13 protein-coding genes are annotated in these 12,825 nt (G+C 67.0%); 8 read left to right on the top strand and 5 right to left on the bottom strand.

Annotated features, from left to right (window positions below):
• Nucleotides 1-7: 7 nt before the first annotated feature.
• The 4 genes from CAL13_RS18415 to mpl form a co-directional block, all read right to left on the bottom strand.
• A complete protein-coding gene (locus tag CAL13_RS18415; RefSeq protein ID WP_086073179.1) occupies nucleotides 8-691 on the bottom strand; it encodes a response regulator transcription factor in 684 nt (227 codons plus the stop codon).
• Between the two features lie 84 nt (nucleotides 692-775).
• A complete protein-coding gene (locus CAL13_RS18410; RefSeq protein ID WP_086073726.1) occupies nucleotides 776-2,842 on the bottom strand; it encodes a ribonuclease catalytic domain-containing protein in 2,067 nt (688 codons plus the stop codon).
• Between the two features lie 61 nt (nucleotides 2,843-2,903).
• Nucleotides 2,904-3,518 (bottom strand): YqiA/YcfP family alpha/beta fold hydrolase, encoded by a 615-nt coding sequence (locus CAL13_RS18405; RefSeq protein ID WP_086058666.1) that lies wholly within the window; start codon nucleotides 3,516-3,518, stop codon nucleotides 2,904-2,906.
• Nucleotides 3,515-4,903: a UDP-N-acetylmuramate:L-alanyl-gamma-D-glutamyl-meso-diaminopimelate ligase gene (mpl, locus tag CAL13_RS18400; protein WP_086058665.1), complete on the bottom strand. Its 1,389-nt coding sequence runs from the start codon at nucleotides 4,901-4,903 to the stop codon at nucleotides 3,515-3,517. The genes CAL13_RS18405 and mpl overlap by 4 nt, the downstream gene beginning before the upstream one ends.
• 82 nt (nucleotides 4,904-4,985) lie before the next feature.
• On the opposite strand from mpl, the gene CAL13_RS18395 reads away from it, so the two are divergent.
• The 8 genes from CAL13_RS18395 (at nucleotide 4,986) to CAL13_RS18360 (ending at nucleotide 12,485) form a co-directional block, all read left to right on the top strand.
• Entirely contained in the window at nucleotides 4,986-5,516 is a 531-nt protein-coding gene (locus tag CAL13_RS18395; protein WP_232467698.1) for a TlpA family protein disulfide reductase, read from the top strand.
• Between the two features lie 195 nt (nucleotides 5,517-5,711).
• Entirely contained in the window at nucleotides 5,712-6,146 is a 435-nt protein-coding gene (aroQ, locus tag CAL13_RS18390; protein WP_086073177.1) for a type II 3-dehydroquinate dehydratase, read from the top strand.
• Nucleotides 6,147-6,240: 94 nt separating this feature from the next.
• Nucleotides 6,241-6,702: an acetyl-CoA carboxylase biotin carboxyl carrier protein gene (gene accB / locus CAL13_RS18385; RefSeq protein ID WP_086058662.1), complete on the top strand. Its 462-nt coding sequence runs from the start codon at nucleotides 6,241-6,243 to the stop codon at nucleotides 6,700-6,702.
• 8 nt (nucleotides 6,703-6,710) lie between these two features.
• Complete coding sequence (gene accC, locus CAL13_RS18380) at nucleotides 6,711-8,057, top strand: acetyl-CoA carboxylase biotin carboxylase subunit (RefSeq protein WP_086058661.1); 1,347 nt, start codon at nucleotides 6,711-6,713, stop codon at nucleotides 8,055-8,057.
• 80 nt (nucleotides 8,058-8,137) lie between these two features.
• A complete protein-coding gene (prmA, locus tag CAL13_RS18375) occupies nucleotides 8,138-9,061 on the top strand; it encodes a 50S ribosomal protein L11 methyltransferase (RefSeq protein ID WP_086058660.1) in 924 nt (307 codons plus the stop codon).
• A gap of 24 nt (nucleotides 9,062-9,085) precedes the next feature.
• Nucleotides 9,086-10,741 carry a DUF3426 domain-containing protein gene (locus CAL13_RS18370; protein ID WP_086073176.1) on the top strand — a complete coding sequence of 552 codons (1,656 nt, stop codon included), beginning with the start codon at nucleotides 9,086-9,088 and terminating at the stop codon, nucleotides 10,739-10,741.
• Between the two features lie 26 nt (nucleotides 10,742-10,767).
• Nucleotides 10,768-11,715 (top strand): carbohydrate kinase family protein, encoded by a 948-nt coding sequence (locus tag CAL13_RS18365; protein WP_086073175.1) that lies wholly within the window; start codon nucleotides 10,768-10,770, stop codon nucleotides 11,713-11,715.
• A 263-nt stretch (nucleotides 11,716-11,978) separates the two neighbouring features.
• Entirely contained in the window at nucleotides 11,979-12,485 is a 507-nt protein-coding gene (locus tag CAL13_RS18360) for a glycine zipper 2TM domain-containing protein (RefSeq protein ID WP_086058657.1), read from the top strand.
• A 48-nt stretch (nucleotides 12,486-12,533) separates the two neighbouring features.
• Here the strand turns inward: CAL13_RS18360 and CAL13_RS18355 are convergent, their stop codons facing one another.
• A complete protein-coding gene (locus CAL13_RS18355; RefSeq protein ID WP_086073174.1) occupies nucleotides 12,534-12,821 on the bottom strand; it encodes a muconolactone Delta-isomerase family protein in 288 nt (95 codons plus the stop codon).
• Nucleotides 12,822-12,825: the final 4 nt, after the last annotated feature.

Here is a 12,825-nt window from a genome sequence, read left to right as displayed (position 1 = left end):
CGGGAAACTAGGAAGAAACCGGTGAATCGTCGTGATGACGCGCCTGGTAGCCCACGCCGCGCACAGTCACGATATCCACGGTGGCGCCCGCAATCTTGCGCCGCAGACGTGAAACCAGCAGTTCGAGCGCGTTGGGCAGAACGTCTTCCAGGTCGAACAGCTGGCTCATCAGTCTTTCCTTGCTGACCGTGCTGCCGATGCGATCGAGCAGGATTTCCAGCAAGCGGAATTCGCGCCGGCCCAGCGTAACCGGCACGCCGGCGATGTGCGCCGTGCGTCCGGCCACATCGAGCGTCAGGTTGCCGTGCACCGCCACGCTCGTCGTGCGGCCCGCCGGACGGCGCAGCAAAGCGCGCAAACGCGCTTCCAGCTCGCGCAGGTCGAACGGCTTGACCAAGTAGTCGTCCGCGCCCAGATCGAGCATGTCGATTTTGTCTTCGATCTCCGCGCGGGCGGTGATCACGAGCACCGGCGCTTCCACGCCCGAGGCCCGCAGTTCCCGGATGACGTCGAAACCGCTTTTTCCGGGCAGCATGATGTCCAGCACCAGGGCGTCCCAGGCTTCCAGCCGGATCCAGCGCAGCGCGGTTTCGCCATCGCGCACCCATTCGACGCTATGGCCCGAGGCGCGCAGCTTGCTTTCGATGGCGTCCCCCAGGTCGGCATTGTCTTCGACGAGCAATATCCGCATCGTGTCTCCTTTTCCCCCCTGCGGTGGCCGGCCGGTCGCCGCGGCGGCGGCGCCGCGCGGCCGGCTGCGCAGGTACGCCAGCGGCTATTCCGCCTTGTTCTTCTCCGTGCCGCTCTCGTCCACGACGGCGCCGGGCTGAGCCGCTTCGACGGCGTCGATGGCTTCCGACGGCATCCGCGCCACCGCGTCGAGCTCGGCGGCATCCACCACATCGGCGGACGTTTCGCCCGGCGTTTCTTCGTCCGCGCCCAGGTCGGCGGCCGCCGGAGCTGCCAGCTCGCCGATGAAGCGGCACTCGAGCTCCAGCGTCAGTTCATCGCAACCGAGCAGATCGATCTCCACCTGCGTGCCGCGGGCCAGGGCCGGCATGCCCCCCACCCGGGTCACCAGGGGGGCATTGTTCAAGCGGACCAGGTCGTCGCGCAGCACGCTGGCGGTGGTGCGCTGGATATTCTGTTGCGCCAGCCAGCGCAGGCACCAATACCGCTCCATCGTGTTCTGGAACTCGCCCCAGGCGGCGTATTGCGCATCGAAGGCGCCGATGATGGCGAACAGGTCGGCATCCTTCGGCTTGAACGGAGCGGCCAGGCGCGCCGACACGCCGTTGTCCACGGCCGCGATCAGCTGCCACTGATTCACCAGATCCACGTAGCGGCGCAGCGGCGACGTGCACCAGGCGTATTGCGGCACGCCAATGGCCTCATGAGGCAACGGCTGCGTGCTCATCCTGACCCGGCCGGCCTGCTGCGAACGGTAGATGCCCGGCACGCCGTGGCGCGCCAGCAACCCGCCCCACAGGTTGTTCGCCAGGATCATGTATTCGGCCACCATGCGGTCCAGCGGCGCGTTGCGCCGCCGCGGAACCAGGCGTACCGGCGTATCGGGATCGTCCGGGTCGCCGTCCAGATAGAAGCTGTATTCCACCCGGGTGTTGTTCTCAGGCTTGCCCCGCGCGGCATCGCGGCGCGCGGACAAGGCTTGCGCCAGGCGCCACAATGGGCGCAGCCAATGGCCGTAGGGCAGGTCGGCCTGCGGGTCGTCCAGGGCCGCTTCGCTGATCACTTCGTCCAACAGGTTGTGGCGCAGGTTCTCCCGCACCACGATGCGCTCGACCCGGCTTTCGGATTCCAGGATCTCGCCGGTTTGCGGATCGGCCACGGCATACAGCGACAGCGCCGGCACCTCGCGCCCGGCGTCCAGCGAAAACGCCTGGATGACCGCTTCGGGCTGCATGGGGATCTTGTCGCCCGGCATATAGACCGTCGACAAGCGCGCACGGGCCAGCTTGTCCAGTTCGCTGCCGCGCGTAACGCTCAGGCCGGGCGCCGCCACATGGATCCCGACGCGCAGCTTGCCGTCCGGCAGGCTCGATACCGACAGCGCATCGTCGATCTCGGTGGTTGTGACGTCATCGACGGAATAAATCTCGGCGTCGGCCAGCGGCAGCTCCCGTTCCGGGGCCGGCACGGCGACTTCCGGGAAGCCGGTGCCGCGCGGAAAATACTGCGCCAGGAAACGGCGCTTGTGCAGCGCCAGAGCATGGGGAAAGGCGCCCAGGTCCAGCAGCAGGCGGTCCGCGCTTTTCTGCAGCCGCGAGCAAGCGGCTTCCAGCGCCTTCCACTGCATGGTGTTCTTGTCGGGCCGGACGACCAGGGATTCGGCCATCCCGGCGATTTCCGGCGGCAGGCGGCCCGCGACCATCTCGTCTACCCATTCCTGCTGCTGCGCCGCCTGCTTCTGTTTCTTTTCGATGGCGGCCAGCGCGGCGGCCAGGATGTCGGGCGGCGCCGGGCGGTAGCGTCCCTTCCCGCGCCGGTGGAAGTACGCCGGCGCGCCGTGCAGGCGCAGCAATAGAGCCGCCTGTTCGGTGGGCGAGGGCGGGTGCCCGTAATACTCTGCAGCAAGGGCGGGCGAGTCGAATTCTTCCTGGGGCGCGCACTCCCACAGGAATTGCAGGTCGATGTCGGCGGCGGCCGCTTCGGCCTGTTTCAGCAATTCGGCCGGTTCCGGAGACGAAAAGGTGAACAGGGCGTTGGCGCGCTTGATCTTGCTGCGCTTGCCCGACTCGGACTCCACCTGCAGGCTGGCGTCCGACTCGGAAAGAATGTGGCCGGCCTTGAATTGGCCGTCGTCTTCGTAAAACACGTGCATGGCGTGGTCCATCTGTGGCGCGCGGCCGGAAAACGCCGCGCGCACGAATCCTGCTGGTTCGTTATTGGTTTATGGAAGGGGCGTCCAGGGCGAACGCAAGGACTTCGGGCATCCACATGGCGAAGTCGGACAGCCCGTGGTCGCTGCCCTGCACGATGCGCTGGCGGCAACCCGAATACCAATCGCGCATTTCCCGCCAGTCCAGCAGCTCGTCGCCCGTGGCGGCGACCAGGAAATAGCGTTCCGGATGCGTCGGTCCGCGCACCTGCAAGGCGGCAAGTTCGTCGACATACTCGGCGCGGAATTCGAACGGTTCGCCGGAATGATACATATGCTGGCGGCCCACCTGCGTGGCCAGGTCGCGGGGCGCGTGGACGGCGGGGTTCAGTAGTACCGCTTTGCAGTCCAGCTGTTCCGCCACCCACGTCGCGTAATAGCCGCCGAGTGAGGAGCCGATCACCGTCAGGGCGCGCGGTGTGGCGATGCCCCGCCGAGCCAGTTCCGCCAGTTGCTCCCTGGCCAGGGCCAGGGCCAGGTCCGCGGCGGCCCGCGGACTGGCCGGCAGCTGCGGGCAGCGCCAGTCGGCCGCCAGGCCGCGCCGCGCCATTTCGTCGGCCATCATGCGGGCCTTGAACGAGGCGGGAGACGAGCGGAAACCGTGCAGGTAGAGAATCATGGTTGCTCCCGCGCCGACGACGGTCCGGCCAGCGCGTCGAGCAGTTTGTCATGGATGCCGCCGAAGCCGCCATTGCTCATGACCAGGACATGGTCGCCGGCGCGCGCGGCGGCCGCGATGGCGCGCACCATGGCGTGCAGATCATCGTAACTCGTCGCGCGCCCGCCCAGGGGCGCCAGGACGCGCGCCGGGTCCCATCCGAGCGCGTGCTTGCCCTCGTGCTGTCCGAAGCAGAACACCAGGTCCGCTGCCTGAAGGGCGTCGGGCAGGCGTTCGGCCATGGTGCCCAGCTTCATCGTATTGGATCGCGGCTCCAGTACCGCGAGGATGCGCGCCGTGCCCACGCGCCGGCGCAGGCCGGCAAGTGTCGTGGCAATGGCGGTGGGGTGGTGGGCGAAGTCGTCATAGACGGCCACGCCGCGCACCGTGCCGCGCAACTCCATGCGGCGCTTTACGCCGCCGAAGGCGGACAGGGCTTCGATGGCAGCCTGGGGCGCCACGCCCGCATGCTCGGCCGCCGCCATGGCGGCCAGCGCATTCATGCGGTTGTGTTCGCCCAGCAGCCGCCAGCGCACCCTTCCCACATCCACGCCTGCCCGGCGGACGTCGAAGCTGCCGTCGCCGTCCGCGGCCCCGGCCTGCCAGTCGCCGCCTTCGCCAAAGCGGGTAATCGGCGACCAGCAGCCGCGCGCCAGCACGCGGTCCAGCGCCTCGCTGCGGGCGGGCGCCACGATGCGTCCCTGCCCCGGGACCGTTCGGACCAAGTGGTGGAACTGGGTCTCAATGGCGGCCAGATCGGGAAAGATGTCCGCGTGGTCGTACTCCAGGTTGTTCAGGATCGCCGTGCGCGGGCGGTAATGGACGAACTTGGACCGCTTGTCGAAAAACGCCGTGTCGTATTCGTCGGCCTCGATGACGAAAAACCGCTGCGCCGGGTCCAGCCGCGCCGATACCTGAAAGTCCTGCGCCACGCCGCCCACGAGAAAATTCGGCCGCAGGCCGGCATGCTCCAGGATCCAGGCCAGCATCGCGCTGGTGGTCGTCTTGCCGTGCGTCCCAGCCACGGCAAGCACATGTTGGCCGGCCAGCACGTGGTCGCCCAGCCATTGGGGGCCCGACACGTAGGGCGCGCCGGCGTCAAGGATCGCTTCCATGAGCGGATTGCCGCGGCTCACGACGTTGCCGATGACGTACAGATCCGGCCGCAGCGACATCTGATCGGCGCCGTAACCTTCGATCAGCTCGATGCCCTGTTCGGCGAGCTGTGTGCTCATGGGCGGATAGACGCCGGCATCGCAGCCCGTAACGCGGTGGCCGGCGGCGCGCGCGATCAGCGCCAGGCCTCCCATGAAAGTGCCGCAGATGCCTAGAATGTGCAGATGCATAGCTTGTTTTCTCCTGCCGGCATTGTAGAGGCTGGCGTTCGCGCCGCCCGGCGTCCGCACGTTTGCCGCCCGCGACGGTAAGATGGCCGCTTCAAATCCCGTCGGAAGAAATGCCCGTATGAAGCGACGAAGCTTTCTCCTGTCCCTCGCCGGCGCCGCGGCGGCCGTTCCCGGACTCGTTCGCGCCCAGTCTGGCGGCGGGGCCGCTCTGCTGGCGCAGACCTACACGGATGTCCACGGGCAGTCCCAACCGCTTGCGCAGTGGCGCGGCAAGCCCATGCTGGTCAATTTCTGGGCGACCTGGTGCGCGCCATGCGTGAAGGAAATGCCCGAGCTGGACGCGCTGCATCGAAGCCATCCGGGCATCCAGTTTTTGGGAATCGCCATTGATTCGGCACCGAACGTCGCGAAATTCCTCGCCAAAGTGCCGGTCTCGTATCCCGTGCTGGTGAGCGGGCCGAGGGCTATCGAAGTCATGCGCGGACTCGGAAATGCGCCCGGCGGTCTGCCATTTACCGTCATTTTGACGGCAAATGGCGACGTGAAAACGCAGTTTCTCGGCGTCCTCGACGTTTCCGCGACCGAACAGATATTGAAGCAGCTGACCGGCTGAGGCGGAATGGACAAATAGGCGAAATTGTCGTAAAAAGCGGGGTTATTCGCGGTTTTCGCGGTACCAGCCCGTCCGGCGTAACCGGACGGTCATATCCGCGGACCGGGAGCCGAACAGCGGCTTTTCCGTGTCTTATCCACCGGCAATCTGCCAGGCCGTCTTGCAAGCGGCCGGGCGGCCACCATCCTGGCAGCAATGGCGCAACGCATACTGGTCCTGCACGGCCCCAACCTGAATCTACTGGGTACCCGCGAACCGGGCATCTACGGCAGCCGCACGCTGGCGCAGATCAATGACGGCCTTGCGGCACTTGCGGCGGATCTCGGCGTGGTGCTCACGGCGTGGCAAAGCAATCACGAAGGCGAGCTGGTGGAGCGCATCCAGGCGGCACGCGAGGATGGGACGGATTTCATCGTCATCAACGCGGCTGCCTATACGCATACCAGCGTCGCGGTGCGCGACGCCCTGGCGGCCGTGGCGATACCGTTTATTGAAGTACATTTGTCCAACTTGTATAAGCGCGAACCCTTCAGGCATCACTCCTACCTGTCAGATCTGGCGGTGGGGCTTATTTCCGGCCTCGGGCCGGACGGCTACGAAGCCGCGGTCCGTTACGCGGCCCGCCACTGACTCGTTCGACCTGTTTTTCACACCCTCTATATAGATATCCGACACGGCGTGCCGCAGGGGTGCCCGTGGACAAACATTCCGGGAAGCAGCTTCTATGGACCTCAGAAAACTCAAGACCCTGATCGACCTGGTGGCCGAGTCCGGCATCGCCGAACTCGAAATCACCGAGGGCGAGGGCAAGGTGCGCATCGTCAAGTTCTCGCAGACGGTGCAGCCCGTTGCCTACCATCAGCTCCCTGAGGCCGCGCCGGCGCCGCAGGCGGTGCCCGCCGCGCCGGCGGCTGCCGCGGCGCCCGCGCCGGCTGCGCCGGCCGTTCCGCAGGGCCATGTCATCAAGGCGCCCATGGTCGGCACCTTCTACCGTGCCCCGAACCCGGGCGCCGCGCCGTTCGTCGACGTCGGGCAGTCGGTCAAGGAAGGCGATCCGCTGTGCATCATCGAAGCCATGAAGCTTCTGAATGAAATCGAGGCCGACAAGGCTGGCGTCATCAAGGAAATCCTGGTCGAAAACGGCGAGCCCGTCGAATACGGCCAACCCCTGTTCGTCATCGGCTGATCGTTCCCATGTTCGAAAAAATACTGATCGCCAATCGCGGCGAGATCGCCCTGCGCATTCAGCGGGCCTGCCGCGAGCTGGGCATCAAGACCGTGGTCGTCCATTCCGAGGCCGATCGCGATGCCAAATACGTCCGTCTGGCCGACGAATCGGTCTGCATCGGGCCGCCGCCGTCGCGTGAAAGCTACCTGAACATGCCGGCCATCATTTCGGCCGCGGAAGTGACCGATGCCGAGGCCATTCACCCCGGCTACGGCTTCCTGTCGGAGAATGCCGACTTCGCCGAGCGGGTCGAAAAAAGCGGCTTCGTCTTCATCGGTCCGCGGCCGGAGTCCATTCGCCTCATGGGCGACAAGGTCAGCGCCAAGCGCGCCATGATCGACGCCGGCGTGCCGGTCGTGCCGGGATCGGAGGGCGCGCTGCCCGACAACCCGCAGGAGATCCTGCGCATCGCCCGCGAGGTCGGCTATCCCGTCATCATCAAGGCCGCCGGCGGTGGCGGCGGCCGCGGTATGCGCGTGGTCTATACCGAGGCAGCGCTCATCAATGCCGTCAACATGACCCGTTCGGAGGCCGGCGCCGCGTTCAACAACCCGGAAGTCTATATGGAGAAGTTCCTCGAGAACCCTCGCCATATCGAAATCCAGGTGCTGGCCGACGGCGGCCGCAATGCCATCTGGCTGGGCGAGCGCGATTGCTCCATGCAGCGCCGCCACCAGAAGGTCATCGAAGAGGCGCCGGCGCCCGGCATCGCGCGCCGGCTGATCGAGCGTATCGGCGACCGCTGTGCCGACGCCTGCCGCAAGATCGGCTACCGCGGCGCGGGCACGTTCGAGTTCCTCTACGAGAACGGCGAGTTCTATTTCATTGAAATGAACACGCGCATCCAGGTGGAACATCCGGTGACCGAGCTGATCACCGGCATCGACCTGGTGCAGCAGCAGATCCGCATCGCCGCCGGCGAAAAATTCACGCTGCGCCAGCGCGACGTCGTGCTCAAGGGCCACGCCATCGAATGCCGGATCAACGCGGAAGATCCCTTCCGTTTCGTGCCCAGCCCCGGCCGCATCACCAACTGGCACACGCCCGGCGGTCCAGGTGTGCGCATCGATTCGCACGCATTCAACGGGTATTTCGTTCCGCCGAACTACGATTCCATGATCGCCAAGGTCATTACGTACGGCGACACCCGCGAACAGTCGTTGGCGCGCATGCGCATTGCGCTGTCCGAGATGGTGGTGGAAGGCATTTCCACCAATATTCCGCTGCACCGGGAATTGCTGCAGGACGCCCGCTTCATCGAAGGCGGCACCAGCATCCATTACCTGGAGCAGAAATTGTCGCAGCGTCCCTGACCGTACAATACGTTCGAGGGCCGGCCACGCCCGGCGCGGGCCGGCGGCCGGCCCTCGATGCCTAAACGGAAGGTCGTTTCATGCGTGAGCTGGTGCTCCATTCCTCCGAGGCGCAGGCCGAGGCCCTGTCCGATGCGCTGCTGGAAGCGGGCGTTCTGTCGGTATCGGTGGAAGACGCCGATCGCGATACGGATGCCGAACAGCCTTTGTTCGGCGAACCGGGCACCGAGCCCGACGTCCAGGCCTGGGAGCGCAACCGGGTGGTTGCCCTCCTGCCCGATGGCGCCGATCCGGCGCAGATTCTGGAAGGGGTCGGCGACGCGCTCGGCGCCGACTATGCCGATGCCCTGCGCGACTGGACGTTGCGCGACGTCCCGGATGCGGATTGGGTGCGGCTGACCCAGTCGCAGTTCGGACCCATCCCGATCGGCAAGCGTATCTGCATCGTCCCCAGCTGGCATCGCGACGACCCGGCCCCATCCGCGCCGGATCAGGATGCGGCCCGGGATATCCGGATCGAGCTCGATCCGGGATTGGCGTTCGGCACCGGCAGCCATCCCACCACGCATCTTTGCCTGGCATGGCTGGAGGCGAATCTGCCGGCCGGCGCCACCGTACTCGACTACGGCTGCGGATCCGGCATTCTGGCGATTGCCGCGCGCAAGCTCGGCGCGGGACGCACGTGGGCCGTGGATATCGATGAGCAGGCGGTCGCCGCCACGCGCGATAACGCCCGCGTGAATGCCGTGGACGTTCAGGCCATGTTGCCCGACGCGTTGGAAGAGGGCGCGAGCGACGTCGTGGTGGCCAATATCCTGTCGAATCCGCTCAAGGTCCTCGCGCCCATGCTTTGCGCGCGCGTCGCCGCCGGCGGCTCGCTCGTGCTCTCCGGTGTCCTGGCGCGCCAGGCCGACGAGGTCTGTGCCGTGTATGCGCGGTGGATGCCCATGTCGGTCTGGCAGGAAAGGGACGGCTGGGTCTGCCTGCACGGGCGCAAGGCCTGACGCCGCCCGGCACGGGAGCCCGCCATGGCCATGACCACCCGCTGCCCGCATTGCGGCACCGCTTTCAAGGTGGTGGCCGACCAATTGCGCGTACGCAATGGGCTGGTGCGCTGCGGCGTGTGTTGGCGGGTCTTCGATGGCTACGCCGCCATCGTGGACGAATCCGGCCGTCCGGCGCCTGTGCCGGCGCCGTCCCCCGTACGCGCCCCCGCGCCAGGCGCGGTCCCGCCTCCCGAAGCGACGTCGCCGGTGCTTTCCGTGAAAGCGGCCGACAGCCGCTCGGCCGGCTACGCGCCGGAGTCGCCGCCCGCGTCCGTCATACCGCCCCGACCCGAATCGGCGTCGCCCGAGCGCGGCGCTGCGCCGCGACCGCCCTGGGAACCGGAGCGCCACACCGTATCGCGCGAGCCATGGGAATCGGCGCCCGCAGCGCCCACGCCTCCTGTCGAGCCCGCCGGTCCTGCGGCGGCGCGCCCCCCATGGGAACCGGAACATCCCGCGCCGCCCCGGCCGTCATGGGAGACGGCACATCAGGGCGGTTCGTACACGCCGTCGGAGTCCGCACGCCTGATCCGCTCCGGACGCCGGCCCGAATCGGCGCGGCCCAGCGAACATCAATCCGGTTTCGAATCGTCCCATCGCGATGAGCCGGTGCGTGCGCCCGGATCGCCGCGCGGTTTCGCGCCGCGGCCCGAAGCGGTTCGGACACAGCCGCCGCCGCGGGCGCCTTACGTCGGGGCAGCCGCGCCGCCTGCGGAGCCCGCCGTCCTGCGTGGCCGGGACGACAGCCATCGTGTCGGCACGCACCGCGTCGATCCGCTGCTTCTTTCCGGCTATCCGCCCGGACGCCAGCCGGCCGGGGATGAGGAGCGCTACGGCGATCCCTACGCCGATCGCGACGCCGATCGGGACGTTTATGGCGACCCCTACGGCGAACCCTATGCGCCTTACCGTCAGGACGATCTCGACGACGCCGAGCAACAGGCGCGCGATCTCCATCTGTCTGGCGACGATCGGCGCGACCGCGACGAGCCTGCCGTCGCCCGGCCGGGCATCTATGCCCGCCGTGAACCCGATGAAGATGCGCCGGACTACATTCCGGTCCCCGGCGAGGTCCGCACCCGGTACGACGATGCCGACACCGGCATGGCGCCGCCCATCTTCATGGACGAAGAGGTCCATCGCCGCCGCGCATGGATTGCGCGCTTGTGGGGCATCGGCTGCCTGATCGGTCTGCTCGTGCTGGGCTTGCAGTGGGTTTACATTTACCGTACGTCCATCGCCACCGCCGTCCCGGCGCTGCGGCCGGCTTTGGAAAGCGTGTGTGCCCAGATGGGCTGTCAAGTCGGCTATGTGCGGCGCCTGGAACGCATTTCGATTACGGCATCGTCGCTGCAGCCGCAGAGCGGCGCGGCTGCCGATGACGGCCAGATGCGCCTGGTGCTCAGGGTCACCATGCGCAACCGCTACGACAAGCCCCAGCCGTGGCCGGCTTTCATGCTGCAGCTCACCGACCTTTCCGACACGGTAGTGGTGCGCAAGGCGATCCTGCCCGAGAACTACCTGCCACCTGGCGCCCAGGGGCCGTTCCCCGCCGGCGGCGAGCGCAGCATCGCGGTGCCGGTCCAGGTCAACGGTCTGCACGTCAACGGCTACCAGCTCGACAAGTTCTTCCCCTGATCTCCGCAAAACAAGGATTTTTCAACATGGCAGCTCCGGTACTGGTGTGCGGCTCCATGGCTTTCGACACCATCGCGGTGTTCGAAGGCCGCTTCAAGGAGCACATCCTGCCCGATCGTATCCACGCCCTCAGCGTGTCGTTCCTGACGCCTTCCATGCGCAAGGAATTCGGCGGTTGCGCGGGCAACATCGCGTACAACCTGAGGCTGCTGGGCGGCAACCCCGTACCGGTCGCCACGGTTGGCGACGATGCGGGCGATTACCTGGAGCGCCTGTCCACGCTGGGCATCGACGCCAGCCGAGTGAAAACGATTCCCGGCACCTTCACGGCCCAGTGCTTCATCACCACCGACCTGGACGACAACCAGATCGCGGCCTTCCACCCCGGCGCCATGGCGCATGCGGCCGACAACGACCTGACAGGGGCCGTGGCGCAATGGGCGATCGTCGCGCCCGATGCGAAAGAGGGTATGTTCGCGCATGCGCAGCGTCTGAAGGCCGCCGGCATTCCCTTCATCTTCGATCTCGGCCAGGCCATGCCGCTTTTCGACGGCGACGATTTGCGCCGCATGCTTGAGCTGACGCAGGCGCTGACGGTCAACGACTACGAGGCCGGCGTTATCGAGCAACGTACCGGCAAGAGGATCGAGGAGCTGGCGCGGACGCTGCAGGCCGTCGTGGTGACCCGCGGCGCGGAGGGCGCCACCCTGTGGACCGAGGGCCGGGAGCATGCGATTGCGCCGGTGCGCGCCAAGGCGGTGGTGGACCCTACCGGTTGTGGCGACGCCCATCGTGCCGGGCTGCTGTACGGCCTGACCAACGGGTGGAGTTGGCTCGACAGCTGCAAGCTGGCGAACGTCATGGGCGCCATCAAGATCGCGTCGCGCGGGCCGCAGAATCACCGCCCGACGCGCGAGGAGATCGGCGACTTGCTCAGGCAGGCCTACGGCTTGTCCTTGCCGGCGCTGGATTGAGCCGCAAGCGGCTGGCGTTCTGCCGATCGTTCCGAACGCCGGCCCCCATTGGGGGCGGCCGGCGCTAGAAACGCCCGTCATCGTTTTCCGGATAAGCACCGGCCCAATCGCGGCTCGGTCTGAAATTTGCGTGCGAAATCTAGCACGAGTCCAAAACAAAAGGTTGCAGCGTATTTCCGCGGCCGCAATTCAGACGGCTCGCCACAGGTGCGCGGAGTATCATCTGCAACGCTGGCATATACCGATCAGGAGATCGCTTCATCATGAACCATACCGTCCCCTCCGTTTCCTCTGGCCGCCCCCGTGCCGTTCGCTGGGTGGCGATTACCGCTGTCGTCGCTTCGGTCGCCATGGTCTCCGGCTGCGCGAACCGCACCGCGTCCAGCGCGGTCTACAGCTACGATCAGGCGCAGCGCGAGCAGATCGTGCGCACGGGTACGGTCACCGGCGTGCGCCCCATCACCATCGAGAGTGACAAGTCCAGCGGCGCGGGTCTGCTGGGCGGCGCAGCGTTGGGCGGCGTGGCCGGCAACGCCGTCGGCGGCGGTAGCGGCCGCACCATCGCTACCGTGGGCGGCGCCATCCTGGGCGCCCTGGCAGGCAACGTCATCGAAAACCGCGTCGACAAAACCTCCGGCCTGGAAATCACCGTGCGCCTGGACAACGGTGAAACCCGCGTCGTAGCCCAGGCAGCCGACGTTCCCGTCAGCGTCGGCCAACGCGTGCAGGTCATCAGCGGCAACGGGCCCACGCGCGTAACGCCGATGTAAGGGCGAAAGCGCCCCGCGCCCGCCAGGCGGTGCACGCTTGGCGGGCGTTCAGCGTGGGCCGAAGCCGCGATAGGGCTGCAGCGGGATGACGAGCTGGATTTCCAGCATGCCGGCCCGCACCAAGGGCAGGGTTTCCAGGTGGGCGAGCGCAGCCTTGCGGTCCGGCGCCTCGATCAGCGAGCACGCGCCTCGGATATCGCCGCGGTACCAGATCTGGCGGACATGGCCGTCCATGTAGAGCTGCCGCGCCCGTTGTGCTTCCTCTTCCAGGTACGGAGCGAAATCCTCATCGCCGTACAGCTCGGTACGCAGGCGGGAAATGGCGAGAAATTGCATGTGG

Origin of the sequence: Bordetella genomosp. 9 (assembly GCF_002119725.1) — a bacterium.
Lineage (GTDB): Bacteria > Pseudomonadota > Gammaproteobacteria > Burkholderiales > Burkholderiaceae_B > Bordetella_C.
The sequence above is the reverse complement of the archived record's forward strand: the minus strand, read 5'-3'. Positions and strand labels throughout refer to the sequence as shown.